At 72.5% G+C, this 25,846-nt stretch carries 21 protein-coding genes and 3 pseudogenes; 17 read left to right on the forward strand and 7 right to left on the reverse strand.

Annotated elements, in window-relative coordinates; translation table 11 throughout:
- Positions 1-9: 9 nt before the first annotated feature.
- From J7E93_RS04990 to J7E93_RS05010, 5 genes are read right to left on the reverse strand one after another with little or no spacing between them, the layout of a single operon-like run.
- The gene (locus J7E93_RS04990; RefSeq protein WP_215066010.1) at positions 10-1,254 is read right to left on the reverse strand and encodes an MFS transporter; all 1,245 of its coding nucleotides are present in this window, start codon (positions 1,252-1,254) and stop codon (positions 10-12) included.
- Positions 1,251-1,925 (reverse strand): dipeptide/oligopeptide/nickel ABC transporter ATP-binding protein, encoded by a 675-nt coding sequence (locus J7E93_RS04995; RefSeq protein WP_215066011.1) that lies wholly within the window; start codon positions 1,923-1,925, stop codon positions 1,251-1,253. The genes J7E93_RS04990 and J7E93_RS04995 overlap by 4 nt, the downstream gene beginning before the upstream one ends.
- Complete coding sequence (locus J7E93_RS05000; protein ID WP_308367801.1) at positions 1,922-2,836, reverse strand: ABC transporter ATP-binding protein; 915 nt, start codon at positions 2,834-2,836, stop codon at positions 1,922-1,924. The genes J7E93_RS04995 and J7E93_RS05000 overlap by 4 nt, the downstream gene beginning before the upstream one ends.
- 13 nt (positions 2,837-2,849) lie before the next feature.
- On the reverse strand, positions 2,850-4,574 hold the full coding sequence (locus J7E93_RS05005) for an ABC transporter permease subunit (protein WP_215066013.1): 1,725 nt from the start codon (positions 4,572-4,574) through the stop codon (positions 2,850-2,852).
- A complete protein-coding gene (locus J7E93_RS05010) occupies positions 4,571-6,133 on the reverse strand; it encodes an ABC transporter substrate-binding protein (protein ID WP_215066014.1) in 1,563 nt (520 codons plus the stop codon). Before J7E93_RS05010 ends, J7E93_RS05005 begins: the two co-directional genes overlap by 4 nt.
- A gap of 170 nt (positions 6,134-6,303) precedes the next feature.
- Here J7E93_RS05010 and J7E93_RS05015 point away from each other — a divergent pair, with 170 nt between their 5' ends.
- From J7E93_RS05015 to J7E93_RS37965, 6 genes and pseudogenes are all read left to right on the forward strand, one after another.
- Positions 6,304-7,059, forward strand: a complete 756-nt coding sequence (locus J7E93_RS05015; RefSeq protein ID WP_215066015.1) for an amino acid ABC transporter ATP-binding protein — start codon at positions 6,304-6,306, stop codon at positions 7,057-7,059.
- Between the two features lie 40 nt (positions 7,060-7,099).
- The gene (locus J7E93_RS05020) at positions 7,100-7,942 is read left to right on the forward strand and encodes a glutamate ABC transporter substrate-binding protein (RefSeq protein ID WP_215066016.1); all 843 of its coding nucleotides are present in this window, start codon (positions 7,100-7,102) and stop codon (positions 7,940-7,942) included.
- A 10-nt stretch (positions 7,943-7,952) separates the two neighbouring features.
- Positions 7,953-8,618, forward strand: a complete 666-nt coding sequence (locus J7E93_RS05025) for an amino acid ABC transporter permease (RefSeq protein ID WP_215066017.1) — start codon at positions 7,953-7,955, stop codon at positions 8,616-8,618.
- Positions 8,615-9,529 (forward strand): amino acid ABC transporter permease, encoded by a 915-nt coding sequence (locus J7E93_RS05030; RefSeq protein ID WP_215066018.1) that lies wholly within the window; start codon positions 8,615-8,617, stop codon positions 9,527-9,529. Before J7E93_RS05025 ends, J7E93_RS05030 begins: the two co-directional genes overlap by 4 nt.
- Before the next feature lie 126 nt (positions 9,530-9,655).
- Positions 9,656-10,408 (forward strand): annotated as a pseudogene (locus J7E93_RS05035) (FAD-binding domain-containing protein).
- 160 nt (positions 10,409-10,568) lie between these two features.
- Positions 10,569-10,934, forward strand: coding sequence for an STAS domain-containing protein (locus J7E93_RS37965; RefSeq protein ID WP_215066019.1), 366 nt, complete (start codon positions 10,569-10,571; stop codon positions 10,932-10,934).
- A 59-nt stretch (positions 10,935-10,993) separates the two neighbouring features.
- Here the strand turns inward: J7E93_RS37965 and J7E93_RS05045 are convergent, their stop codons facing one another.
- Positions 10,994-13,984 (reverse strand): carbohydrate binding domain-containing protein, encoded by a 2,991-nt coding sequence (locus J7E93_RS05045; protein WP_215066020.1) that lies wholly within the window; start codon positions 13,982-13,984, stop codon positions 10,994-10,996.
- A 299-nt stretch (positions 13,985-14,283) separates the two neighbouring features.
- Here J7E93_RS05045 and J7E93_RS05050 point away from each other — a divergent pair, with 299 nt between their 5' ends.
- From J7E93_RS05050 to J7E93_RS05080, 7 genes and pseudogenes are all read left to right on the forward strand, one after another.
- A complete protein-coding gene (locus J7E93_RS05050; protein WP_215066021.1) occupies positions 14,284-14,646 on the forward strand; it encodes a hypothetical protein in 363 nt (120 codons plus the stop codon).
- A 171-nt stretch (positions 14,647-14,817) separates the two neighbouring features.
- Entirely contained in the window at positions 14,818-15,648 is an 831-nt protein-coding gene (gene nadE, locus J7E93_RS05055; RefSeq protein ID WP_308367805.1) for an ammonia-dependent NAD(+) synthetase, read from the forward strand.
- Between the two features lie 114 nt (positions 15,649-15,762).
- The gene (locus tag J7E93_RS05060) at positions 15,763-16,161 is read left to right on the forward strand and encodes a VOC family protein (protein ID WP_215066022.1); all 399 of its coding nucleotides are present in this window, start codon (positions 15,763-15,765) and stop codon (positions 16,159-16,161) included.
- A gap of 158 nt (positions 16,162-16,319) precedes the next feature.
- Entirely contained in the window at positions 16,320-16,550 is a 231-nt protein-coding gene (locus tag J7E93_RS37970; RefSeq protein ID WP_215066023.1) for a DUF6381 family protein, read from the forward strand.
- Positions 16,551-16,591: 41 nt separating this feature from the next.
- Positions 16,592-17,272: a UdgX family uracil-DNA binding protein gene (locus tag J7E93_RS05070; RefSeq protein WP_215066024.1), complete on the forward strand. Its 681-nt coding sequence runs from the start codon at positions 16,592-16,594 to the stop codon at positions 17,270-17,272.
- Between the two features lie 180 nt (positions 17,273-17,452).
- Positions 17,453-18,703: a cytochrome P450 gene (locus J7E93_RS05075; RefSeq protein WP_215066025.1), complete on the forward strand. Its 1,251-nt coding sequence runs from the start codon at positions 17,453-17,455 to the stop codon at positions 18,701-18,703.
- Between the two features lie 61 nt (positions 18,704-18,764).
- Positions 18,765-19,271, forward strand: a pseudogene (locus tag J7E93_RS05080) (glycine betaine ABC transporter substrate-binding protein); the annotation flags it as partial.
- A 148-nt stretch (positions 19,272-19,419) separates the two neighbouring features.
- Here J7E93_RS05080 and J7E93_RS05085 read toward each other — a convergent pair.
- Positions 19,420-20,629, reverse strand: a pseudogene (locus tag J7E93_RS05085) (ABC transporter ATP-binding protein).
- A gap of 172 nt (positions 20,630-20,801) precedes the next feature.
- On the opposite strand from J7E93_RS05085, the gene J7E93_RS05090 reads away from it, so the two are divergent.
- The 4 genes from J7E93_RS05090 to J7E93_RS05105 all read left to right on the forward strand — a co-directional run bounded on the left by J7E93_RS05090 (position 20,802) and on the right by J7E93_RS05105 (position 25,831).
- Positions 20,802-22,262, forward strand: coding sequence for a cellulase family glycosylhydrolase (locus J7E93_RS05090; RefSeq protein WP_215066026.1), 1,461 nt, complete (start codon positions 20,802-20,804; stop codon positions 22,260-22,262).
- Between the two features lie 76 nt (positions 22,263-22,338).
- Positions 22,339-23,637, forward strand: coding sequence for an alpha/beta fold hydrolase (locus J7E93_RS05095; protein WP_215066027.1), 1,299 nt, complete (start codon positions 22,339-22,341; stop codon positions 23,635-23,637).
- Between the two features lie 66 nt (positions 23,638-23,703).
- A complete protein-coding gene (locus J7E93_RS05100; RefSeq protein ID WP_308367809.1) occupies positions 23,704-24,852 on the forward strand; it encodes a substrate-binding domain-containing protein in 1,149 nt (382 codons plus the stop codon).
- A gap of 79 nt (positions 24,853-24,931) precedes the next feature.
- The gene (locus J7E93_RS05105) at positions 24,932-25,831 is read left to right on the forward strand and encodes an SIS domain-containing protein (protein ID WP_215066028.1); all 900 of its coding nucleotides are present in this window, start codon (positions 24,932-24,934) and stop codon (positions 25,829-25,831) included.
- Positions 25,832-25,846: the final 15 nt, after the last annotated feature.

Raw genomic sequence — 25,846 nt, forward strand, 5'->3', positions numbered from 1 at the left:
TCCCGGGGATCAGCTCGCGCTGCCGGCCGTCGCCGGCCTGCCGCTGCCCTTGCCTTCGGCAGCAGCCCGGCCGCCACCGATCATCCCCCGTGGCACGAGCAGCACGGCCAGGAGCGGCACCGCGGCAAGGAGCAGCCAGGGGACGGGGCCGGGTCGTTCCAGGAGAGCGCCGGCGGGGGCGGCGCCCGCGAGGACGACCAGGCCGGACACGGAGGAGAGGGCGCCGGTGAACAGCCCCAGGCGGTCGGCGCCCGCGAGTTCCGGGACGCACGCCCGCGCCGCGGGGACCACCAGCATCTGGCCGACGGTGAGCAGCACCGTGAAGGCGAGCGCGGGCCACAGACCCCCCACCGGGAGCAGGGCGCCGACCGCCACGAACGAGACGGCGATCACGGCCAGGCCGCAGCGGATCGTGTCCGGCCAGGAAAGCCGCGCCGCCACCCACCGCTCCAACGGGACCTGGCCGACCACGACCAGGGCCGACGACAGGGCGAAGAGCCAGCCGAGCGCCCGCTGCGAACCGGTGGCGCGGTCCAGCTCGGCCGACAGCGCGAGATAGAGCTGGTTGTACGCGAGCAGGTAGGCGGAGTACGCGAGGGCGAGGCCGAGGAACCGGCGGTCGCGCACCAACGGCCCCCACGGGGTGCTCAGCTCCCGCACGCCGGGCTTCGTGCGGGGCATCAGGCGCGCGTGCCCAGCGAGGACGAGGACGAAGACGGCCGCCCCGGCCAGACACGCGGCCCGGAAGTGCCCTCCCGCGGCCCCGTCGCCCGTCCCGTACAGCAGCAGCGCGCCCAGGAGTGGGCCGAGCAGCGCCCCGGCCTGCCCGCCCGCCGAGAACAGGGCGAGGACGCGTGTGCGGGCGGGGCCGCCGTCGCCCTCGACGCGGACCGCCTCGCGCGCGATCTCGGTCTCCACGGCGGGCGAGAAGAGGGCCGCGGCGAAACCGACCAGGACCACGGCACCGATCACCGCGGCCGTGGAGGTGGCGAAGGCCAGCCAGACGAAGCCGGTCACGCGCAGCGCGCATCCGGTCAGGACGACCGGCCGGGCGCCGTAGCGGTCGGTCAGCGCACCGCCGACGACGAACATGCCCTGCTGACTGAAGGTGCGCAGACCCAGGACGAGCCCGACCAGCCAGCCGCCGAGACCGAGGGCGCCGCCCAGGTGGTCGGCGAGATAGGGGAGTACGGCGAAGAAGCCGACGTTGAAGGCGAACTGACTGACGATCAGCAGCCTGGCCAGCGGGGTCATGTGACGAGCTTTCCGTTCCGCATGGTGAGCACACGGTCGCTCAGGTGCCGGACCGCGGCCATGTCGTGGGAGACGAAGAGGTAGCCGAGGCCGAGCCGGTCCTGGAGATCGAGGAGGAGGTTGAGGACGCCCGCCCGCAAGGACGGGTCCAGGGCCGAGACCGGCTCGTCCAGGACGAGGAGCTCGGGCGTGCTCGCGAGGGCGCGGGCGATCCCGGCGCGCTGGCACTGGCCACCGGACAGCTCGTGGGGGAGCCGCTCCCCGAGGGCGGGGGCCAGACCGACCATGTCGAGGAGTTCGGCGACCCGGTCGGGCCCGGCCGACCGCGACCAGCGCCCCTGGACCCGCAGGGGCTCGGCGATCTGCTCCCGGACGCGCCTGTGCGGGCTGAGCGAACCGTAGGGGTCCTGGAAGACGGGCTGCAGACGCGGGCGGACCGCGCGAAGCCTCCGCCCGCTCAGCGCCGTGAGCTCCAGACCGTCGAACCGGACCTCGCCGCCGTGCGGCCGGCGCAGCTGCAGGACGGCGGCCACGGTGGACGACTTCCCGCAGCCGGACGGTCCGACGAGCCCGACCGTCTCGCCCGCGCGCACCTGGAAGGAGACACCGTCGACGGCGGTGGCCGCGCCGTACCGCACGACCAGGTCGCGGACATCGAGCAGCGGGTTCATACGGTCTCCAGGACGGCGTGGTGGCAGGCGACCGTACGCCCGGCGAGGGGGCGCGGCGCGGGCCGTTCGGCGTGGCAGCGATCGGTGGCGTGGACGCAGCGGGGTGCGAAGGCGCAGCCCGCCGCCGGCTCGCCCGGGGCCGGCGGCCGGCCGGCGAGGACGGACAGCCGGGTCCGCGGTACCGCGTCACCGCTGGGCAGCGAGGCGAGCAGGCCCGCCGTGTACGGGGCGAGAGGCCGGGCGAGGACCCGTTCCACCGGTCCGTACTCGGCCAGGGCGCCCGCGTACACGACCGCCATGCGGTCCGCGTGCGCCCGTACGACGTCGAGAGCGTGGGTCACCAGGACCAGGGAGGCGCCCGTCGCCGAGCACCGTTCCCGCAGCAGCGCGAGGACCGTCTCCTGTGTCTCCGGGTCCAGCGCGGTGGTCGGCTCGTCGGCGACGACCAGGTCCGGACCGTTGACCAGAGCCATGGCCAGCACGGCTCGTTGCCGCATGCCGCCCGAGAACTCATGGGGGAACGCGCGGGCCTTGACCGCCGGGATGCCGACCTCCTCCAGCGCCGCCTCGGCCCGGCGGCGGGCGTCCTTCCCCGTCAGGCCCCGCACCGACCTGAGCGCGAGCGCGAGTTGATCGCCGACGCGATGGACGGGGGAGAGGGCGGAGAGCGCGTCCTGGGGGACCAGCGCGACGCGACGGCCCCAGTCGGCCGGCGTGATGGGGGAGCCGTTCAGGAGCACCCGGCCGGAGACCGTCGCCCCGCGCGGGACCATGCCGAGCAGCGCGCGGGCGGTCAGGGACTTTCCCGCCCCCGACTCGCCGACCAGGGCGAGGACTTCACCGGCCAGGACGTCGAAGGAGAGACCGCGGACCACGTCCACGCCGTCGAACCCGACCCGCAGGTCGCGCACCGAGAGGAGAGTGTCAGACCGCAACGGGGGCCGCCCTTCGTCGCAGGGGTACGGTTCGGCGGCGCTTCGGGGCCGCCGAGAAGGAGACCGCGAGCGCGGCGAGGAGCGCGAGTGCGACCGCGGGCGCGAGGGCGGCCACCGGGGCCCGCTCGACGTAGTCGGCGGACTCGTCCAGGAGCAGGCCCCACTCGGGGGACGGCGGCTGGGCGCCGAGCCCGAGGAAGCCGAGCGAGGCCAGGGCGAGCGCGATGCCGGGCAGCCGCAGGACGGCGTGCCGGGCGACCGGGGCGGCCACCGACGGCAGGACGTGCCGGCCGAGGATCCACAGCGGACCCGCGCCCATCGCCCGTTGGGCCGCGAGGAATCCGGAGGCGCGCACCTCCTGGACCAGGGCGGCGGCGTGGGACGCCAGCGGCGGCCACGAGACCAGGGCGACGGCGAGGGCCGCGGCGCCGGTGCCGGGGCCCGTCGCGGCGGCGACCAGGATGCCGGCGAGGACGGGCGGGACGGCGTTGGCGATGTCGGCCAGCCCGGAGGCCAGGTTCGGCAGGAAGCCGAGGGCGAGCGCCATCAGGTACCCGAGCAGACACACGGCCGTGGCCGTGCCGACCGTCGAGGCCGCGCCGTGTCCGAGCCGGGCCAGCACGTCCCGCCCCAGCGCGTCGGTGCCGAGCGGGTGTGCCGCCGAGGGGGCGGAGAGCCGCAGCGCGGTGTCGACGGCGAACGGCTCGCGCAGCAGGCCCCAGCCGATCACCACGACGAGGACCGCGCCGAGGGCGATCGGGACGGCCGGGGGAACCCGTACCGGGCGGGCGGCGGGCAGCGTGAGGCCCGCGTCGCGCAGGGCGGGGCCGAGCAGTCCCCGGCGTACGGCGGCGCACAGAGCGCCCACCAGCAGCCCGAGCCCGAGCAGCGCGAGCACCGTTCCCTGGAGCAGCGGCAGGTCCTGGGACTTGGCCGCGCCCAGAGCCGTACGGCCGAGCCCCGGTATCGCGAACACCGTCTCGACGGCGACCGCGCCTCCGGTCAGACCGACCACCACCATCCCGAACTGCGGTACCAGCGGCGGCAGTGCGCGACGGACGGCGGCCGCGGCGACCCGGGCCCGCCCGACACCGGCACCGCGCCACAGCTCCACCCAGCGTTCCTCCAGGACGGAGGGGAGCGCGTCGGCGACCAGCCGGCCGAGCAGCGCTCCCGCCGGAACACCGAGGGCGAGCGCGGGCAGGACGACGTACCGGGGCCAGGCCCAGCCGGAGGTCGGGAACCAGCCGAGCCCCACCCCGGCCACGATCAACAGGCCGAGGGAGAGCAGGAACTCCGGGAAGGCGGCGAGCACGGCGGCGACCGCCCCGGTGGTGCCCCGCCCCCGTACGAGCACGGGCGCGGCGAGGGCCGCCCCCACGAGCAGCGCGACGGTCAGGGCCGCGCCCATCAGGGTCAGCGACACCTGCAGACCGGCCGTCACCGAGGGCAGGACGTCCGTCCCCGACACCCAGGAGACCCCCAGGTCGCCGCGGAGCAGACCGCCGGCCCACTGCCCCAGCAGGCCCAGCGGGCCCGCGTCGAGCCCCAGGTCCGTGCGGATGGCGGCCAGCGCCTCCCGCGTCGGTTCCTGTTCGGCCGACCTCGCCCGCAGCAGACTCAGGGCGGGATCCTTGCCGGACAGCCAGGGCAGCAGCCCGGCCACGGTCAGTACGGCGACCAGGCCGGCCGCCCTCGCGAGGGTCGCCCTCACTCGACGAAGGTGTCGATCGTGACCAGCTCGCGCTCGCGTGGGTCGTGCGCGGCGCCGCGCACGTTCGCCGCGTCGCCCTGGATCACGCGCTCGTGCAGCAGCGGCACGGCGGCGTCGGTGGCGAGCACCGCGGCCTCCGCGCGCATGATGTCCCGGCGCCGTACATCGCCCGTCGCGGCCCCCGAGGCGGTGGTCAGCGTCCGGTCGACGGCCGGGTCGGCGAGCTGGGCGATGTTGAACGAGCCGCTGCCGGCGAAGTCGCTGAACAGGTACGCGGCCGGGTCCCCGGAGTCGAGGACGGTGGCCCGGGAGAGGATGAAGGCGTCGAACTTCCCGGCCAGGGCGTCCGCCTCGATGTTGGCGTACTCGCGGACGTCGAGGGTGACCTGGAAGCCGGCCGCCCGCAGCTGCTGCTGCAGCACCTGGGCCACTTCGGGAAGCTCGGCCCGGTCGGTGAACGTGCCGATGGTGATCCGCGCGCCCTTCGGGTCGCCGGCCGCCGGGTGCGTGACCTTCCCCCGCAGCTTCGCCGCCCAGGGCAGCGCGGGGCCGAGCAGGCCCGCGGCGACGTCGGCCCTGCCCTCGTACACGCCCTTGACGATCTGCCCGGCGTCGATCGCCTCGCGGGCCGCGGCGCGCAGTCCCGCGTCCTTGAACGGGCCGGACGCGGTGTTGAGATAGAGGGTGTTGGTGCGCGGCATGGGCACTTCGGTGATCAGCTTCGGGTCGAGCAGCGCGGCCTGCGACACCGGCACGGCCTCGACGATGTCGGCCTCGCCGCTGCGCAGGGCGGCCGCCCGTGCGGTGCCGTCGGGCACGAAGGTCACGTCGATGCCGGTCGCCTTGGCCTTGCCGCCCCAGTACCCGTCGTAACGGTTCAGCGTCGCCGATGCGGTGCCGGACACCTTGACGAGCTCGAAGGGGCCGGTGCCGGCGCCGACCGGGCTGACGATCCTCCCGCGGTACGCCCTGGCGGCCAGGATGGACAGCTGCGGCGAGCTGAGCCGCTGCGGTACGAGGGGATCCGCCGTGCCCGTGGTGACGGCGACCGTGTGCGGACCGGTGGCCCGGACGGTGAGGTCGACGCCGTCGAGGATGCGCGGCTTGGGGGAGGCGGCGGTGGCGGCCGTCAGCGACGTGACGACGGACCGGGCGGTGAGGGCGGTGCCGTCGTGGAAGGTGACGCCCTTGCGGAGGGTGAACGTCCAGGTCCGGTCGGTCTGCTTCCAGCCGGTGGCGAGCGCAGGGACGGCGTCGCCGTCCCGGTCGAGCCGGACCAGCGTCTCGGCGGTGGACCAGCGCGACAGCTTGAAGGCGTCGTCCGACAGCGGCGAGAGGCCCGAGCGCGGCGGCTGCATCATCGCGACGCGCAACCGCCCGTCGCGGGTGCCCTCCGCGGAGGTCCCGGAGGCGGAGAAGCAGCCGGTGAGCAGGGTCGCTGCGGTTCCGGCGGCGAGGGCCGCGAGCACGGCGCGGCGCGGTATCGGCGGGTTTTCGGGCAGGCGCAAGGGAGGCCCCAACGGGAGGTGCGGAGGGTGGGCGAGGCACGACCCTAGCATTATGATAATCGTTTTCATTCATTGGGCCGGGTGCTTCGCGCGGGCTGCCGGACGGGCGGTCGCGTGGCCGGTCGCCGGCCCGCGCTCCGGCGTGCGCGGGCCGGACGGAGGGCGGAGCATGAACGTGGGGAGACAGCGAAAAAGCGGGGGCGGTGACCCAGGAGGGTGCCATGCCCGTCCGGGAGGACGGCGACGCGCTCGTCGTACTGCGCGACGTCCACAAGCACTTCGGTGCGCTCCATGTGCTCCAGTCCATCGACCTGACCGTGGGCAGGGGCGAGGTCGTGGTCGTCATCGGCCCGTCCGGCGGCGGGAAGTCGACCCTCTGCCGGGCCATCAACCGGCTGGAGACCGTCGACTCCGGCGAGATCTTCATCGACGGCAAGCCGCTGCCCGCGGAGGGCCGCGAGCTCGCCGCCCTGCGCGCCGACGTCGGCATGGTGTTCCAGTCGTTCAACCTCTTCGCGCACAAGACCGTGCTCGAGAACGTCACCCTCGGGCAGATCAAGGTCCGCAAGAAGGACAGGAAGACCGCCGAACAGCGCGCCCGGCAACTGCTCGACCGGGTGGGCGTCGGCTCGCAGGCCGACAAGTACCCGGCCCAGCTCTCCGGCGGTCAGCAACAGCGCGTGGCGATCGCCCGGGCCCTGGCCATGGATCCGAAGGTGATGCTCTTCGACGAGCCGACCTCCGCGCTCGACCCCGAGATGATCAACGAAGTCCTCGAAGTCATGCAGCAACTCGCCCGTGACGGCATGACCATGGTCGTCGTCACCCACGAGATGGGCTTCGCCCGCTCCGCCGCGAACCGAGTGGTCTTCATGGCGGACGGCCGGATCGTGGAGGAGACGACGCCCGACCAGTTCTTCAGCAACCCGAGCAGCGACCGCGCCAAGGACTTCCTGTCCAAGATCCTGCACCACTGAAACCGCGGCGCCACGCACAGCAGCCTCCAGGGGTGATCACATGAACCCGCGCAAGCTCACCAAGGCCGGTGTGGCCGCGGCCGCGGCCCTCGCTCTCTCCTTCTCCGCGGCTGGCTGCGGGGACGACGACGGTGGCGGATCCGGCGGCGACAGCCAGAAGATCACCGTCGGCATCAAGTTCGACCAGCCCGGCATCGGACTCAAGACCCCCGACGGCACGTACACCGGCTTCGACGTCGACGTGGCCACCTACATCGCCAAGGAACTCGGCCACGATCCCGGCGACATCGAGTGGAAGGAGGCGAAGAGCGCGGACCGCGAGACGCTGCTGCAGCGCGGCGACGTCGACTTCATCGCGGCCTCGTACTCGATCAACGACGAACGGGCCGAGAAGGTCGACTTCGCCGGTCCGTACCTCCTGGCACACCAGGACGTCCTGATCCGGTCGGACGACAAATCCATCACCAAGCCCGCCGACCTGAACAACAAGAAGCTCTGCTCGGTCACCGGCTCCACCTCCGCGCAGAACGTCAAGACGAAACTGGCACCGCAGGCCCAACTCCAGGAGTACGGCGGATATTCGGAGTGCCTGACCGGCCTGGAGAACGGCGTGATCGACGCCCTGACCACCGACGACTCGATCCTCGCCGGCTACGCCGCGCAGGACGAGTTCAAGGGCAAGTTCAAGCTCGCCGGCTTCAAGATGAGCAACGAGAACTACGGCATCGGCGTCCAGAAGGGCAGCGAACTCAAGGACAGGATCAACACCGCGCTCGAGAAGATGGTGGCGGACGGCTCCTGGGAGCAGGCCGTGAAGAAGAACTTCGGCCCGGCCAACTACAAGAACGAGCCCCCGCCGAAGATCGGCGACATCGTCAAGTGAGCAGGCCGACGTGTTCGACTTCCTCGAAGGGTACGACCTGCTGGGAGCCTTCTGGGTGACGGTGCAGCTCACCGTCTACTCCGCGATCGGCTCCCTGATCTGGGGGACGCTGCTGGCCGCCATGCGCGTCAGCCCCGTCCCCCTGATGCGGGGCTTCGGCACCGTCTACGTGAACATCGTCCGCAACATCCCCCTCACCGTCATCATCGTCTTCACCTCGCTCGGCCTCTTCCAGACCCTCGGGGTCAGCATGGGTGCCAAGGACTTCACCACCATCAACTTCCGGCTCGCCGTGCTCGGACTGATCGCCTACACCTCCGCCTTCGTCTGCGAGGCGCTGAGATCCGGCATCAACACCGTGCCCGTCGGCCAGGTGGAGGCGGCCCGCGCCATCGGCCTCGGCTTCCCCCAGGTGCTGCGTCTGATCGTGCTGCCCCAGGCGTTCCGCTCGGTCGTCGGCCCGCTCGCCAACGTGCTGATCGCGCTCACCAAGAACACCACCGTCGCCGCCGCGATCGGCGTCGCGGAAGCCGCCCTGCTGATGCGCGAGATGATCGAGAACGAGGCACAGCTCATCCTCATCTCGGCGATCTTCGCCCTCGGCTTCATCTGCCTCACGCTCCCGACCGGCCTCTTCCTCGGCTGGCTGAGCAAGAAGGTGGCGGTGAAGCGATGAAAGAGCGGCCCACCGTCCTGTACGACGTCCCCGGCCCGCGCGCCCGACGGCGCAACCTGCTCTACACCGCCCTCTTCCTGCTCGCCCTGGCCGCCCTGATCTGGTGGGTAATGGCGAGCCTGGAGGAGAAGAACCAGCTCGAATGGGCCAAGTGGTCGCCGATCTTCACCGACTCCCGCGCCTGGACGACGTACATCCTCCCGGGCCTGGAGAACACCCTGATCGGCGCGGCGCTCGCCATGGTCATCGCCCTGCCCCTCGGCGCGCTCTTCGGTATCGCCCGGCTCTCCGACCACCGCTGGACACGAGCGGCCGCCGGGACGGTCGTGGAGTTCTTCCGCGCCATCCCCGTCCTGATCCTCATGCTCTTCGCCAACGCCGCGTACTCCGAGTTCACCGACATCAGCCCTGAGAACCGTCCGCTGTACGCGGTCGTCACCGGTCTCGTGCTCTACAACGCCTCCGTGCTCGCCGAAGTGGTCCGCGCCGGCATCCTGTCCCTGCCGAGCGGGCAGACGGACGCGGCCAAGGCGATCGGCATGCGCAAGGGGCAGACCATGACGAACGTCCTGCTGCCCCAGTCGGTCACCGCGATGCTTCCGGCGCTGGTCAGCCAGCTCGTCGTCATCGTCAAGGACACCGCGCTCGGCGGCGCGATGCTCGGCTTCTCCGAACTTCTCGCCTCGGTCCGGCCGATGAGCGCGAACTACGGCGCCAACACCATCGCGAGCTTCACCGTGGTCGCCGTGATCTTCGTGGTCCTCAACTTCGCCCTCACCACCTTCGCCGGATGGCTCGAACGCCGACTGCGGCGCGCCAAGAAGTCGACGGGCGCGGTGGTCGGCGCCGACGCGGTCGAGGAGCTGGCCACACCCGGCGAGCACGTCGGACCCGCCGACGAGACCAGATGACCGGGCGCTCCGACGGAGACCGTCCACCCCAGGGCCCCCTCCCGCCTCGTCCACCACGTCCGCCTCCGCCACGACCGCCTCGTCCGGGTCCGCGCCGACCGAGCCCGCCCCGCCGGGAGAAGCCCCATGACCGTCTCGGTCGTCCTGTTCACCTCGGACCTCCGGCTCCACGACCATCCGCCCCTGCGCGCCGCGCGCCGCTCGGGCAACGCGACCGTCCCCCTCTTCGTACGGGACCCGGCGGTGGACCGGGCGGGGTTCGCGGCCCCGAACCGGCTCGCCTTCCTCGCGGACTGCCTCGGCGACCTGGACGCCGGGCTGCGGGCACGGGGCGGCCGGCTCGTGCTCCGCTCGGCGGAACGACGACCTCGCGGGAGACACCACCTCACGCCTCTCGCCGTACCTCCGCTTCGGAGCGGTCTCCGCGGCGTAGGTCGTGCACCGGGCACGCTCCCGGGGAGGGGAGGGCGCCGAGGCCTTCGTACGACAGCTCTGCCGGCGCGACTTCCACCACCAGGTACTCGCCGCCCGCCCCAGGGCAGCCGTCGAGGACTACCGTCCCCGCGGCGACCACCGGCGCGTGGGCCGGGAGGCCGAGGCCGACCTGCAGGCACCAGCTGAACTGGCAGTGGACGGCAGGCGCCGGCACCGACAGCCGCCCGACCGGGTCCTCAACCCCGTGCGCCAGGGTCTGAGGTACGACCCCGACGGAGCGTACGTACGGCGCTGGGTGCCCGAGCTGGCAGGCGTCGAGGGGCCGCTGGTCCACGAACCGTGGAAGCTGCCCGGCCGCGAACGGGGCCGGTACGACTACCAGAGCCGCTCGTCGAACTCGCCGACGGTCTCGCCCGGTTCCGGCAGGCGCGCGGTCTGGTCTGAGCGGCGCCGACACCCGGTGCGGTGAGCCCCGTACCCCGGCACCGACCCGCGACTCGTCCGGGTGAGGGTGTCCCCCGGAAGTGGATCACCGGCGCTCGCCGGGGTGACGGGGCGGCGCGCCGTTTTCGCGTACGCGGGGGCGAGCCGCCTTGATGGGTACGTGAGTACCACGAGCACCGCGCCGATACTGACCGGACTCCCTCAGCCCCACGTCTGTGACCAGGGCGCGGACAGCGCGCCCTGCGACATAGTCGTCCACTCCTGTACGAACGTCGGCGCCACGACCCTGCTGGTCCGGCTGAGAGGCGAGATCGACCACTACAGTGCCGCGCCGCTGCGGGCGATGCTCACCTCCGCCGCCGCGGAGGGCGTCACCGGACTGATCCTGGACGCCGCGCGGGTCACCTTCTGCGATGCCGGACTGCTCGGGGTCCTCGACCAGTGGTCGAGGACGGGCCGCCGCTACCGCATCGACGCACCCTCGGACGTCGTCCTCAGACTGCTGCGGGTCGCGGCGGCCCCCTGACACCGCGAGAGTCGGCGGCCCCGTGCGTTTCCGCGGGGCCGCCGAGTCCCGTGGGACCGCTACTTCAGATACGGTCCCGCTGCGCCGATCCGGCCGGGGCCGTTCAGCACGTACACCCGCAGGTTGCCCTTGCCGGGTGCCGCGATGTTCAGCGTGCCGTCGGTGACGACCCGCTGATCACCGGTGACGGCGTCGGTGTAGGTGCCGTTGGGGAGGGAGCCGAAGGTGGCGCCGCCCGAGACGGTGACGAGGGCGAAGCTGTCCGTCGTACCGCTGGTGTAGCGGCGCTTGAACGCCATGTCGCCCTGGACGCCCTCCGTGGAGTACTGGCCCATCTGGAGGGCCGGGATCGCGCGGCGGATCTGGTTCAGCCGCTGGACGTGCCGGACCAGCGGCTGGGCGAGGGTCTGGGCGACCGTGCCGCTCGCCGACTCGACCGTGGAGAAGCCGGAGGCCTTCACCTCGCCCGCGAGATGGTCGCCGAAGTAGGCACGTCCCGTCGTCGCCAGCGGGCAGGTGGGCCCGCAGTCGATCCTCTTGCCCTTCTGGAACTCGATCTCGGAGCCGTAGTAGAGGGTGGGGATGCCGCGGAAGGTCCACATCAGCGACATGTTCTCCGCCCAGGCGTCCGTGCCGCCGGCGTAGCGTTCATGGCCCTTGTTGGGACCGTAGTCGTGGCTGTCGACGTAGACCACGTTGTACGTGGCGTCGTTGTAGCTGTCGTCGGAGTCCTTGCCGTTGTGGAAGGCGTTGGAGGCGTCACCGAAGTTCATGTGCATGCGCATGTCGATGACGTTCATGCCCGAGAACCTGCTGTGGTCGGTGGCGTGGTACGAGTTTCCCTGGAGGAACGCGTTGTTCGAGGTGGGCTGGTTCCCTGTGCCCTGCTGCTGCTCGTAGTCGTACATCTCCAGGGCGGCCCTGGCGTCGTCGAGCGCGTACTCCTTGCGTTCCTTCCAGGTGTAGAACTGGGCCGAGTGGTTGACCGAGCCGCGGTTCCACTTGTCGTTGACGAAGGCGGCGACCTCCCCGAAGACGAAGAAGTTCTTCGCCGCCTCCGCCCCGAACCTCTGGGTGACGCGCTCCTGGATGGCGGGCAGGAAGGGACGGTTCCAGGTGGTGCGCGGGATGTGGACGGCGGTGTCGACGCGGAAGCCGTCGACCCCCATGTCGATGTACTTGTTGTAGGCGCCGATCAGATAGTTCTGCACGGGCGCGGACTCGGTGTTGAAGTCTGCGAGGTCGTCGTGCAGCCAACAGGAACGGGAGTCCTCTCCCTCCCAGTTGCCGATCCAGCAGGCGTGGTAGAGCGACTTCGGGAACATCCCCGACGTGGGGCCGGGCCACTGGCAGTTGTAGATCCGGTAGCCCTCCGGTGAGGTGTACTGGGTCGGGACGCCCCAGTTGACGCAGGTGTTGCCGGACGGCTCGGCCGTCGACCACAGGTCGCCGTTGTAGTACGACTTCCCCGACTTCGGCTCGACGGTCAGACCGTCGTACTCGAAGGAGGAGTTGGGCTCGTCGTAGAACCAGCTCCACTGGCTGTCCCGGACGCCGTACACCTTCGGGGTGAACAGTCCCTTGGCGCCCCAGCGGGAGGAGTGGTTGTAGACGACGTCCTGGTAGATCTTCATGCCCTTGGCGTGGGCCGCGTTGATCAGGTCCTGGTAGGACGCTCCGGCGGACTCCAGACGGGCGTCGACCCGGTAGAAGTCGTAGCCGTGGTACCCGTGGTAGTCGTAGTCGGACCGGTTGAGGACCACGGGGGTGATCCAGACGGCGGAGAAGCCGAGGGCCTTGATGTAGTCGAGCTTCTTCACCAGGCCCTTGAAGTCGCCCCGGAACATGGGGTCGTCGTTGGCTGCGTTGCCCGACTTCGTGTGCTGGCTGCCGCCGCGGTTGTTCGACGGGTCGCCGTCCGCGAAGCGTGCGGTGAGGACGAAGTAGATCGGGTCCTTGCGCGGGTCGGTGCCCAGCGGGCGGCCGGTGTCCGGCACGGGTGGCGCGTCGCCGGTGGTCACCTGGGCGGGCGCGGAGGCGGCGGAGGCGTTGCCCGCGGCGTCGAGGGCCTTGACCGTGTAGGTGTAGACGGTCCGCTCCTCCAGGTGGGTGTCGGAGAGGACCGTGGAGCCGACATCGGTGACGACCGTGCCCTTGGTGCCCCCGGTGCGGGTCACCTGATAGGTCTTCACGCCCTTGTCGTCGCTGGAGGGTTCCCAGGTCAGCACGGCCGAGACGTTCTCGGCGCTCGCCTTCAGCCCGGTCGGCACGGTGGGCGCCTGGGTGTCCGGGGCCTCGACGGCGCACGGGTCCTTGGCGTCCCGGGTGACCACCCGGTCCTTGACGGTGGTCGTGCCGGCGGGCAGGGCGTAGTTCGTGCTGTTGTTGTTGTCCCAGACGCCGTTGCCGTTGTTGAAGACGGCGCTCATGGTGGTCGCCGCCCCCAGGTCGACCGTCCGTCGCCACCAGCCGGTGCAGGCGGCCTCCATGCCGACGCCGGGGACGGTGGTCCAGGCCCCTCCGGCCGGCTGGTAGTGGAGGTTGGCGGTGGTCCAGCCGAGCGCGGCGGTGGAGTAGTAGACGGTGGCCTGGTGGCCGGGCTCGGCGGGCCCGCCGGGGTCCGCGGCGCAGGGGTCGGAGTGGGCCACCACGCCGTCCTTGACCGTGATCGTTCCCGTGCCGAGGTCGTAGTTCCGGCCGCCGTTGTTGTCCCAGGTGCCGCTGCCGTTGTTGAAGGTGGCCTGAAGCCCTTCGGCGGAGCCGAGGGTGACGGTCTTCTTCACCCAGTCCGTGCAGGCCGCCTCCATCCGGACGCCGGGAACGGTGGTCCAGGCGCCGCCGTCGGGCGCGTAATGCAGGTAAGGGGCCGACCAGTTCTTCGTCTTCGTGTAGTAGAAGACGGTCGCGGTGTTCTCCGTGGCCGCGACGGGCGCCACGGGTGGGGCGGTCGGCGTGGCCGGAGGCACGGCCGAGAGCAGTCCGAGGAGGCAGGCCGCGGCCACGGCCGCGGCCGGGGCGCGTCCGAACCGCCGGAAGGGAGTACGTCGCATGCGTCTCTTCTCCGGAGCAGGGCCGCGGCGGGGAGGCCGCGGCGTCGACGGGACCCGCTCGTCCCGACGCGCCTCGGGCAGGGAACGGGGGCGCTGCCGCGGGGTGTTGAAAACCCCGTCGGCAACTTGCTGCAAGCTCTTGCGGTCGGGAAGTTACCCGGGCGTGATGGGTACGTAAAGAGCCCGGGACGGATCCGCTCCCGGTCGAGCCTGTCCAGGGGTGCGGGTGCCGGCCCGTCGGCCCTTCCTTTCTGGGCCCGGATGCCACCAGGGGCTTGAACGTGTTCAATAATGTGGGCATGATCTCGATGCGCCCCCGCCACCGGGCCCTCTCCGCCGCCGCCCTGTACGTCGGCGCGACCGCCGTCGCCGGCCTGGTGCTCGTCCTCACGGACGGCTCCCCGGACCGCCTCGCCGTGCTGCACCTCCTGTCCTTCCCGGGGTCGGCCGTGGTGACCGTGCTCCTCTACCTGACGTCGGCCCTCTTCGGCCCCGCCGACCCGCCCGCGGACCAGGCCACCGAACCGGGGATCGCCCTCGGCTCGCTGGTGCCCGTCGTGGGCGGGGCCCTCGTCAACGTGCTGCTGATCCGGGGCGCGGTCGGATTCGTGCGCGTGTTCCTCCGGGAGCGGGCGGCGACCCGCCGGGCGCGCGACCACTGAGGGACGGGGCCGTGGCGACCCGCCGGGCGCGCGGTCACTGAGGGGCGGGGCCGCGGGGCACGGCCGCGGGGCGACGCATAGAGTCGTCCCCGGCTCCGGCACCGGACGCCTCCCCGGCGTCCCGAGGCCCGCGCCCCCTCCGTACCACCGACCCATCCCGAGGAGCACTCCGTGACCGACCCGGCGCCCATCGCCCTGCAGCAGCAGATCGCCCGGGAACTCGAGGTTTCCGAGACCTTCGACCCTCTCGTCGAGATCGAGCGCCGGGTGGCCTTCCTCACCGAGCGCCTCACCTCCACGGGCCTTCGCTGCCTCGTCCTCGGCATCAGCGGAGGCGTGGACTCCACGACGGCGGGACGGCTCTGCCAGCTCGCCGTGGAGCGGGCCAGGGCCGCCGGACACGAGGCCACCTTCTACGCCATGCGGCTGCCCTACGGAGTCCAGGCCGACGAGAAGGACGCCCAGCTCGCCCTGGGCTTCATCGCCGCCGACCAGGTCCTGACCGTGGATGTCAGGCCCGCGAGCGACGCCGCCCTCGCCGCCTGCCTGGCCGGGGGAGTGGGCTTCCGAGACGCCCACCACCAGGACTTCGTCCAGGGCAACATCAAGGCCCGGCAGCGGATGATCGCCCAGTACGCCGTCGCCGGCGCCCACGACGGCCTTGTCGTCGGCACCGACCACGCCGCGGAGGCCGTCTCCGGGTTCTTCACCAAGTACGGCGACGGAGCGGCCGACGTCGTGCCGCTCACGGGTCTGACCAAGCGCCGGGTGCGGGCCGTCGCCGAGGCCCTGGGAGCCCCCTCGGAGCTGGTGTGGAAGACCCCGACGGCCGACCTGGAGACGCTCGACCCGGGCAAGCCCGACGAGGACGCGCTCGGTGTGACGTACGACGACATCGACGACTTCCTGGAGGGCAAGCCGGTGAGCGAGGAGGCCTTCGACGCGATCGTCCGCCGCTACGAGCTCACCGACCACAAGCGGCGGCTGCCGATCGCTCCCTGAGGGTGACGCCCGGCGACCATCCGGACGTTTCCGCGTGGCGAGGGGAACGACGGGCGGTCGCCGTGGTGTGCCCTGGGACCAGTCGAGCGGCACACGCGTGAAGGGAAGACGACGATGTTCGGACAGGCGAAGGCGTTCAGCGGTTTCTCGGTGGACGACCTCGGCAAGGCCAAGCAGTTCTACGGAGACACGCTCGGGCTCCGGGTCGAGGAGAGCGGTTCCGGGGACATGAGGATGCTCTCCCTCACGCTCGGCGGAGGCGCCCAGGTGTTCGTCTACCCCAAGGACAACCACACTCCGGCGACGTTCACCATCCTCAACTTCCCCGTGGACGACATCGACGCGGCGGTCGAGGAGCTGGAGAAGCGCGGGGTGCGCCTGGAGCGGTACCCCGAGTTCGGCGGGGACGAGAAGGGCGTCGTCCGGGGCGGTGGCGGCGACGAAGGTCCGGCGGCGATCGCCTGGTTCACGGACCCGGCCGGGAACGTCCTCTCCGTCATCCAGGAGAGCTGAGCGCACGGGGGCCCGGGGCCGTCGGCCCACGCCGCCGGCCGCCCGGGTCCCATGCCGCCGGCGTCGTCCCGCCAGGCGTCAGGAGGCGGCGCGACCGTGGTTTTCCATCCTCCGCCGGGGGAAGCCGCTGCCCCAGAAGACGGCGGAGGAGGCGCATCGTGGCACGGCACGAGGAGAGCGGGCGAGAGGGCGAGGGCGCTCACGCCCACGCCCAGTACCAGCGCGACAAGGCGGAACACCTCCTGCAACGGGCGCGTCGCAGCACCGACCCCGAGGAGGCGGCCCGCCTGCGCGAGCAGGGCGAGCAGCTCAAGGAACGCAGCGAGCGGGCCCTGCGCGAGGAACACGAGCCCCGGCCCGACGACCTCCACGAGGAGTACCCCGGCTGATCCGGGCGCCGGGCGGGAAGGCTGACGATCGGAGACCCGCGATGACCGGAAAGGACACACCGGACCGGCCCGCCGAAGGCACCGGGGAAGGTCCCGGCGAAGGGTATGACGCCACACCGTACCTGCCGCGGACAGGCGGCCTGGCGGCCTACCGCCGGGCCGCTGCCGGCTGCCGGGGCTGCCCCCTCTTCGCCGAGGCGACGGCGACGGTGTTCGGCCGCGGCGACCCCGCCGCCCGCCTCCTGCTCGTCGGCGAGCAGCCCGGCGACCAGGAGGACCGCCAGGGCGAACCCTTCGTGGGGCCCGCGGGCCGGCTGCTCGCCAAGGCGCTGCGCGAGGCGGGCATCGACGAGGAGGACGCGTACCTCACCAACGCCGTGAAGCACTTCAAGTTCACCCGGTCCGGGCCGGGGAAGCGCCGGATCCACAAGGCACCCAGCCTGCGCGAGATGACGGCCTGCCGCCCGTGGCTGGAGGCCGAACTGCGACTGGTGGACCCGAGTGTGGTGGTGGTGCTCGGCGCGACCGCGGGCAAGGCCGTCCTCGGCCGTGGGTTCCGTGTCGGCGCCGACCGCGGGGCGCTGCTCCCCATGCCGGGCGCGGACGGCGGCCCCCAGGTCGTGGCGACCCTCCACCCGTCCGCCGTCCTGCGCGCCGACGACCGTGAGAGTGCCTACGCGGGCCTCGTCGCCGACCTGCGGGTGGCGGCCGGCGCCCTGTGAGAACCGCCGCACCGGACGGTCCGGCTCCCTGTCGAGAACCGCCGCAGCGGGCGGTCCGGCGCCGCACGGCAACCGCTGCCCCTGCCCTGGGGGAGCCGCGAGCCGGGGAGCAGGGGAGCAGCCGGGTGAAATCTCCGGCCCGCAGGAGTGTCACGGCGAGGACCGGGAACCTGGGCGGGCATGGCCCCGATGACACTCGACAGCACCGCCGCCCTGCTCCTCAAGGGATACGCCTGGCTCCCCGACCTGCGCCGCCGCAGCGACGGCGGCTCGGTGCGGACCCGGCTCCTGGGGCGCCCGACGGTTGCCCTCCACGGCCCCGACGCCGTCCGGTTCTTCTACGACGAGAACCATGTGCGGCGCCACGGGGCCCTGCCCGGGCCCGTCCTGGACACCCTCTTCGGCCGCGGCGCCGTCCACACCCTGGACGCCGAGGACCACCGCGTACGCAAGGCACTGTTCCTGGGCGAGCTCACCGACCCGGCGGGGGTCGCCGAGCTGGTGGACAGGGTCCGGGACGAGTGGCAGCGGACGTTCGCACCGCCGCACGGCCGGGAGGTGGTGCTGTTCGACGAGGCCGCGCGGGTCCTGGCCCGAGCGGCCTGCGCATGGGCCGGCGTGCCGCTGACGGAGGAACAGACCGAGCGCATGGCCGAGGACTGTGTCGCCATGGTGGACGGCTTCGCCACCGCCGGTCCGCGCCACCTGAGGGCCAGGCGCGCCCGCACCCGCCAGGAGCAGACCCTCGCCCGGCTGGTCGAGGAGGCACGCGGCGGAGCCCTCCACGCCCCCGGCACCCCGTTCGACGCGGTCGTACGCCACCGTGACGCCGACGGCGAGGAGCTGGACGCGCGGACGGCCGCCGTCGAACTCCTCAACATCGTGCGCCCCACCGTCGCCATCGCCTGGTTCGTCGCCTTCGCCGCCCACGCGATGGACCGGTGGCCTGGCCAGCGCCACCTGCTGCGCGAGGACGACGGCTCGTACGCGGAGCCGTACACCGAGACGTACGCCGAACCCTTCGCCCACGAGGTCCGCCGCTTCTACCCGTTCGTGCCGTTCGTCGGCGGTCTGGCCGCCGGCGACCTGCGCCGGGACGGCGAGGACATCCCCGCCGGCACCCTGCTCCTGCTCGACGTCTACGGCCAGAACCACGACCCCGGACTCTGGCACGACCCCTACCGCTTCGACCCCGAGCGGTTCCTGCGCCGGGCGCCGGTGCGCGACGAGCTGATCCCGCAGGGCGGCGGCGATGCCAAGAGCGGCCATCGGTGCCCAGGGGAGGACATCACCGTCGCCGTCCTCGCCGCCCTGTCCACCGAACTGTCCCGGCTGGAGTACACCGTCCCCGAACAGGACCTGAGGATTCCGCTCCACCGCATCCCCACCCGCCCCCGCAGCGGATTCCGCTTCGTCCCCCACCCCGCGTAGGGCGTGTCTGGGAGGCTCGCCCGCGGCCGGGACAGCCGTAACGGCCCGAACGGCCCGCCCGGCGTGCGCGGTCACCGCCGCGTACGCGACCGAGCACCGGCTCAAGACGCTGAGCGACCTGGGCGCGGCGAAGCCGCCCGTACGGCTTGCGGCGGGCGACGAATGCGTCCAGCGGCCCTACTGCGCGCCGGGTCTGAAGAAGACGTACGGCATCGACGTCCTCGGCGTCGACCCGAAGGGCGTCGGCACCACCCAGGCCAAACAGGCCGTGCAGAGCGGTCGGGACCAGATGGTCCTGACGACCACCACCGATGCCACGCTCGACGACTTCGGGCTCGTCCTGCTCGCCGACGACAAACGACTGCAGAACGCCGACCACATCGTGCCGGTCGTCAACCGCTCCCGGGCGGGCGGTGCGGGTGTCACCGGGGCCCTCGGCCGCCTCAACACGGTCCTGACCACCGCCGATCTGGCGCAGCTGAATGAACAGGTCGACAGCTGGCGCCGCCTCCCGCAGGACGTCGCGAAGAACTTCCTGCGGGAGAAGGGACTGCTCCCGGCACCGTAGGCCGGCTCCCCGGCCCGCGCCCGTACGCCGGCGTCCCTCTCCCCGCGCTCCCGGCGCGCGCCCCACGCCCCCCGGCCCGCGCTCCCGCCCCACGCCCCCGCCCCGAGCCCCCGGCCCGCGTCCGGTTGCCCTCAGCGCGCGCGTGCGCTCACGCGTCGGCGACCGAGTCGAACTCGACCTCTCCCCGTGCCACGCCCTGAGCGTCCGCGTCCACCGAGCGCCGCAGCGCCTCGTGCAGTTTGGCCGGGGTGAGGACGCCGAGGAAGCGGGTGCCGTCGAGGACGGCCACCCAGCCGGCGTCGTGCTGGAGCATCTCGCTGAACGCCTGCTTCAGCGGCGCGCCGACCGGCACCCATGCCTCCATGCGGCGGGCCAGATCCCCGACCGTCCCCTCCTCCCCGGCCAGGGAGAGCGCATCGGCGGACACCCAGCCGTGCAGATCGCCGTCGCCGCCGAGCACCACCGCCCAGCGTGCCCCGTCGGCGCGCAGCCGGGCCGCTGCGGCGGCCGCGGGCTCCTCGAGCCGTGCGAGCGGCGGCTGTTCCAGGTCGTCGGGTTCGATCGCCGTCACCGAGAGCCGCTTCAGGCCCCGGTCCGCGCCCACGAACTGGGCGACGTACGGCGTGGCGGGCGTGCCGAGGGCGGTCGCCGGGGTGTCGAACTGCTCGATGCGCCCCTGCCCGTACACGGCGATACGGTCGCCCATCCGCACCGCCTCCTCGATGTCGTGGGTGACGAGGAGGACCGTCTTGCGGACGGTGGCCTGCAGGTTCAGGAACTCGTTCTGCAGCCGCTCGCGCACCACGGGGTCGACGGCGCCGAAGGGTTTGTCCATCAGCAGGACTGGGGGTCCCCCACCCTTGGGTAGGGGGAGGGTCGGCGGCCGGGCGCGGGCCACGCCGACGCTCCCCCTGCCTTCGGGGGGACCCCCAGCGCTGTCCGCCGGAGAGCTGGGCGGGGTAGCGGGCGCCGTAGGTCTTGGGGTCGAGGCCGACGAGGTCGAGGAGTTCGGCGGCGCGGGCCCGGGCCTTCGACCTCCTCCAGCCGATCAGTGAGGGGACGGTCGCCGTGTTGTCGAGGACCGTGCGGTGGGGAAAGAGCCCGATCTGCTGGATCACGTATCCGATGCTCCGCCACAGCTTCACCGGATCGACCTTCGCGATGTCCCGGCCGTCGACCAGGATCCGGCCGGAGGTCGGCTCGATGAGCCGGTTGACCATCATCATCGTGGTCGTCTTGCCACAGCCGGACGGGCCGACCAGGGTGACCAGTTCGCCCTCGGCGACGTCGAAGGAGAGGCCGTCGACGGCGGTGGTGCCGTCCGCGTACACCTTGCCGACCTGCTCGAACCGGATCATGGATCACATGCTAGGAGGCGCCCGGGCGGGCCGCAGGGGACCGGGCCCGTCCGGGGCGCGGACAGCCCGCTGAACACCGTCTCTTGTCATGACCCTTGCGAGGCGGTCGGTCGGGCTGCTATCCATCCGTTAGGAAACTTTCCTTCCAATCCATCGTTCCGTGGAGACCCCCATGACACCGGCACGATCGGCACGTCCCTCTCTGCGCTCACTGGGTGCCGCCGGCACCGCCGTGGCCGCCCTGGTCCTCGGCCTCGCCGCCGCGCCACCGGCCGCGGTCGCCGCCCCCGTGACCCACGAGGCGGAGAACGCCACCCTCTCCCAGGGCGTGGCCGAGTCCAACCACACCGGCTTCACCGGCACCGGGTTCGTCAACTACGACAACACCGCCGGCAGCTACGTCCAGTGGAACGTCGACGCCGCCCAGGCGGGCACCGCGACCCTCACCCTCCGGTACGCCAACGGCACCACCACCAACCGCCCCATGGACATCGCCGTCAACGGCGCGGTGGCCGCCTCCGGCAAGGCCTTCGCCGGCACCGGAGCGTGGACCAGCTGGGCCACCACCACCGTCACCGCCGACCTCAAGGCCGGCGCCAACACCATCCGTGCCACCGCCACCACCGCGAACGGCGGCCCCAACCTCGACCACCTGAAGGTCGACACCGCCACCGCCCCACCGTCCACCGGCACCACGCCGGCCGCGATCAACGGGCAGCTCAAGGTCTGCGGCACCAAGCTCTGCAACACCCACGGCAAGCCCATCCAGCTGCGCGGCATGTCCAGCCACGGCACCCAGTGGTACAGCCAGTGTCTGACCGGCGGCTCCCTCGACGCGCTCGCCAAGGACTGGAACGCCGACGTGCTGCGCGTCTCCACCTACGTCCAGGAGGAGGGGTACGAGACGGACCCGCGGAAGTTCACCGACCTGGCCCACTCGCTCATCGAACAGGCCACCGCCCGCGGCATGTACGTGATCGTCGACTGGCACATGCTCGACCCCGGCGACCCGCACTACAACCTGGCCCGCGCCAAGACCTTCTTCACCGAGATCGCCCAGCGCCACGGCTCCAAGACCAACCTGCTCTACGAGATCGCCAACGAGCCCAGCGGTGTCGCCTGGTCCCGGATCAAGAGCTACGCCGAACAGCTCATCCCCGTCATCCGCGCCAAGGACGCCGAGACCCCGATCCTCGTCGGCACGCGCGCGTGGTCCTCGCTCGGCGTCTCCGAGGGCGCCGACGAGTCAGAGGTCGTCGCCAGCCCGGTGAACGCCTCCAACATCATGTACACCTTCCACTTCTACGCGTACTCGCACCGCGACGAGTACCTGAACACGCTCTCCCGCGCCGCCGACAAGCTGCCCGTCTTCGTCACCGAGTTCGGCACCCAGAACTACGCCGGTGAGGGCGCCAACGACTTCGCCATGAGCCAGCGGTTCATCGATCTCATGGCCGCCAAGAAGATCAGCTGGGTGAACTGGAACTTCTCCGACGACGACCGCAGCGGCGCCGTCTTCACCAGCGGCACCTGCTCCGGCAACGGACCGTGGGCCGGTACCGGCTCGCTCAAGCCCGCCGGGGTCTGGATCCGCGACCGGATCAGGACGGCCGACAACTTCCCCACCTCCTGAACGCCTCCTCGATGCGCCCCCGCCCCGTGCCCTGTGATCCACTGGGCGGGCGGGGGCGTATCGAACAGGAGCAGCATTGACCAGCTACCGCCAGCCCGGCCTCGTCCTCACCGACCGCCGCTTCACCGTCCCGCTCGACCACGCCGACCCCGAGGGCGAGCAGATCGAGGTCTACGGCCGTGAGGCCGTCGCGAGCGACAAGGCAGGGGCGGACCTGCCGTGGCTGGTGTACCTGGAGGGCGGGCCCGGCTTCGGGGCCCGCCGCTTCATCGGCCGGCAGGCCTGGCTCGGCCGGGCCGTCCAGGAGTTCCGCGTCCTCCTCCTCGACCAGCGCGGTACCGGCAACTCCACCCCCGCCACCCGCCAGACCCTCCCGCTGCGCGGCACACCCGCCCAGCAGGCCGACTACCTCGCCCACTTCCGGGCCGACTCGATCGTCAAGGACTGCGAGCTCATCCGGAAGCGCCTCACCGGCGGCGCCCGCTGGACCGTCCTCGGCCAGAGCTTCGGCGGCTTCTGCGCCACCCACTACCTCTCGACCGCACCCGAAGGGCTCAGGACCGTCCTCGTCACCGGCGGCCTGCCGTCCCTGCACGCGGGCGCCGACGAGGTCTACCGCGCGGCCTACCCCCGTATCCGGCGCAAGGCCGAGGCGCACTACGCCCGCTACCCGCAGGACGTCGAACGGGCCCGCCGGATCGCCGCCCACCTCCTGGAGCGGCCGGTCACGCTCCCCCACGGCGGCGTGCTCACCCCGCAGGCCTTCCAGTCCCTCGGCATCCTCCTCGGCAGTGGCGAGGGCACCCACCAGCTCCACCTCCTCCTGGAGGACGCCTTCGTCCCGACGCCCGGCGGCCCCGCACTCTCGGACGCCTTCCTGGAGAACGTCCAGGCCGTCCTGTCGTACGCCGGCCATCCGCTGTACGCCGTGCTCCACGAGGCGATCTACGCCCAGGGGCAGGGCCCCACCGCCTGGGCCGCCGAACGCGTCCGCGCCGAGTTCCCCGCGTTCGACGCCGCGAAGACCCTCGCCGGTGACGATCCGCTCCTGTTCACCGGCGAGACCGTGCACCCCTGGCACTTCGAGACCGACCCGGCCCTGCGCCCGCTGCGCGAGACCGCCCACCTGCTGGCCGAGCGGACCGACTGGGCCCCGCTCTACGACCCGGCGCGGCTGGCCCTCAACGAGGTGCCGGTGGCGGCCGCCGTCTACCACGACGACCTGTACGTGGACACCGCCCACTCCCTGGAGACCGCCCGCGCGATCCGGGGCCTGCGGACCTGGGTGACCGACGAGTTCGAGCACGACGGCGTACGGGCGGGCGGCCCGCGCGTCCTCGACCGGCTGCTCGCCCTCGCACGGGGTGAGATCTGATCGTCCGGGGATAGGATTCGCCGCGCAATCGGTCAGCAATCGAGGCGAGTTCGCGGGGGGCCCGGGGTGGCAGGCAACGAGGTTCCGGCGTCCGGACGGGAGCTGAAGTTCCGGGCCCTCATGGCGGAACTGCGGCGCGGCATCCTCGACGGCACCTGGCCCCCCGGCAGCAAGCTCCCCACCGAGCGGGCCCTGGCCACAGAGACAGGACTGTCGGTGACCACGGTCCGCCGGGCGTACGAGGACCTCGTCGCCCTCGGTCTGGTCGAACGCCGTCAGGGCGCCGGGACGTTCGCCTCCCACCGCCGCGAGGAGGACCCGGGCGACCGCAGGGTCGTCGGCGTCCTCGTCCCCGACACCGCCTTCTACTACCCCCGGGTCCTCCAGGGCATCGAGAAGGAGCTCGCCGCGGCCGGTGCGCGGCTCGTCCTGGCCTGCTCGCACTACGACCCCGCCGAGGAGGACGCCGCCGTCCGCCGGCTGCTCTCCTCGGGCGTCCACGGACTGCTGCTGGTTCCCACCCTGCACACCGCCGTCGATCCCGGCCGGCGCGCCGAGGAACTCCTGGCCCTGCCCGTCCCCGCGGTCCTCGTCGAACGCCGGCTGGCCGCGACGCACGGCCCCGGCGACCCCACCGAGCACGTCTGCACCGACCACGAGGGCGGGGCGTACGACGCCGTACGCCATCTGCGGGCACTGGGCCACCAACGGTTGGCGCTTCTCGTCCGCTCCGACGCGCCCACCACCGCGCCCATCGAGTCCGGCTTCGCCCGGGCCGTCGCCGACCTCGGTCTCCACGCCCCCCTGAACGTACGGGAGGAGCGGGAGGGCTGGAACCCGGAACGGGCCGACCGGGCCGTCGCCGACGCGCGGGCGGCCGGTGTCACCGCCGGTCTCTGCTTCGGCGACCGCGAGGCCGCCCTCGTCCTGGCCGCCGCCCGCCGCGCCGGACTGCGGGTCCCCGAGGACCTCGCCCTGATCAGCTACGACAACGAGTTCGCGGATGTCGCCGAGACCCCGCTGACGGCCGTCTCGCCGCCCAAGTACCAGGTGGGCAGGCTCGCCGCGCAGATCCTGCTGCGCAGGCTCGCGGAGGGGGACGCCTCCCCGCTCCATCAGGTGCAGCTGCGGCCGAGACTGGTCGTCCGGGCCTCCTGCGGGGCGACGGCGCGCGGCGGCCGTGCGGAGGACCGCGTGCAAAAGTCCAAGCGGTGAGCACGGATTGCTCATTGTTCGCTCTTGACGAGGGCCGGTAGAACTCGATCCGGACCACCCATGAGGAGAGGACCCGGACATGACCACCCACGTCACCGCCGAGATCGCCAGCCAGCCCGACTGCTGGCGCCGCGCAGCCGAGACGGCCGCCGCCCAGGCCGAGCTGCTGCCCCGCCGCGGTGAGCGGGTCGCGGTCGTCGGCTGCGGCACCTCGTACTTCATCGCCCGCGCCTACGCGGCCCTGCGCGAATCGCTCGGCGCGGGCGAGACCGACGCCTTCCCGGCCTCCGACGACACCCCGCTCGGCCGGGGCTACGACCGGATCGTCGCCCTGACCCGCTCCGGTACGACGACGGAGGTGGCGACGCTGCTCGCCCGCGCCTCCGGCCGCACCCCGACTCTCGTGGTGACCGGGGTCCCCGACAGCCGGGCCGCGCACCACGCCGACCGGGTGATCGGCCTCGGCTTCGCCGACGAACGCTCCGTCGTCCAGACCCGGTTCGCCACCACGGCGCTCCAACTGCTCCGCGGGGGCCTCGGTGTGGACCTGACCCCGTCGATCGTCGATGCCGAACTCGCCCTGTACGAGCCGCTGCCGGCCGCCTGGGAGAGGCGCGGCCAGTTCACCTTCCTCGGGACGGGCTGGACGGTCGGGCTCGCCGACGAGGCTGCCCTGAAGCTCCGCGAAGTGGCCCGCGCCTGGACCGAGTCGTACGCCGCGATGGAGTACCGGCACGGGCCGATCAGCATCAGCGACCGGGCCAGCCTGGTGTGGTGCCTCGGGCCGGCCCCGGCCGGCCTGCGCGACGAGGTCGAGACCACCGGTGCGCTGTTCGCCGCCGACGCGATCGACCCGGTCGCGGCCCTGGTCCGCGCCCAGCGTCTCGCGGTCACCCTGGCCGCCCGCCGCGGCCTCAACCCGGACCGGCCGCGCCATGTGTCCCGCTCGGTGATCCTCTCCGGGGCGGTCCCCGTCTGAGCCCGTATCCTGCGC

Origin of the sequence: Streptomyces sp. ISL-36, assembly GCF_018614205.1 — a bacterium.
Taxonomy (GTDB): Bacteria; Actinomycetota; Actinomycetes; order Streptomycetales; family Streptomycetaceae; genus Streptomyces.

Excerpts from the sequence above, each read along its gene's own strand:
- J7E93_RS05075 (WP_215066025.1), top strand. The coding sequence starts at position 17,453 with ATGGCCCCGATGACACTCGACAGCACCGCCGCCCTGCTCCTCAAGGGA.
- J7E93_RS05050 (WP_215066021.1), top strand. The coding sequence starts at position 14,284 with ATGATCTCGATGCGCCCCCGCCACCGGGCCCTCTCCGCCGCCGCCCTG.
- J7E93_RS05030 (WP_215066018.1), top strand. The coding sequence starts at position 8,615 with ATGAAAGAGCGGCCCACCGTCCTGTACGACGTCCCCGGCCCGCGCGCC.
- J7E93_RS05015 (WP_215066015.1), top strand. The coding sequence starts at position 6,304 with ATGCCCGTCCGGGAGGACGGCGACGCGCTCGTCGTACTGCGCGACGTC.
- J7E93_RS05060 (WP_215066022.1), top strand. The coding sequence starts at position 15,763 with ATGTTCGGACAGGCGAAGGCGTTCAGCGGTTTCTCGGTGGACGACCTC.
- J7E93_RS05020 (WP_215066016.1), top strand. The coding sequence starts at position 7,100 with ATGAACCCGCGCAAGCTCACCAAGGCCGGTGTGGCCGCGGCCGCGGCC.
- J7E93_RS04990 (WP_215066010.1), bottom strand. The coding sequence starts at position 1,254 with ATGACCCCGCTGGCCAGGCTGCTGATCGTCAGTCAGTTCGCCTTCAAC.
- J7E93_RS05010 (WP_215066014.1), bottom strand. The coding sequence starts at position 6,133 with ATGCTAGGGTCGTGCCTCGCCCACCCTCCGCACCTCCCGTTGGGGCCT.
- J7E93_RS05105 (WP_215066028.1), top strand. The coding sequence starts at position 24,932 with ATGACCACCCACGTCACCGCCGAGATCGCCAGCCAGCCCGACTGCTGG.
- J7E93_RS05045 (WP_215066020.1), bottom strand. The coding sequence starts at position 13,984 with ATGCGACGTACTCCCTTCCGGCGGTTCGGACGCGCCCCGGCCGCGGCC.
- J7E93_RS04995 (WP_215066011.1), bottom strand. The coding sequence starts at position 1,925 with ATGAACCCGCTGCTCGATGTCCGCGACCTGGTCGTGCGGTACGGCGCG.
- J7E93_RS05090 (WP_215066026.1), top strand. The coding sequence starts at position 20,802 with ATGACACCGGCACGATCGGCACGTCCCTCTCTGCGCTCACTGGGTGCC.
- J7E93_RS05070 (WP_215066024.1), top strand. The coding sequence starts at position 16,592 with ATGACCGGAAAGGACACACCGGACCGGCCCGCCGAAGGCACCGGGGAA.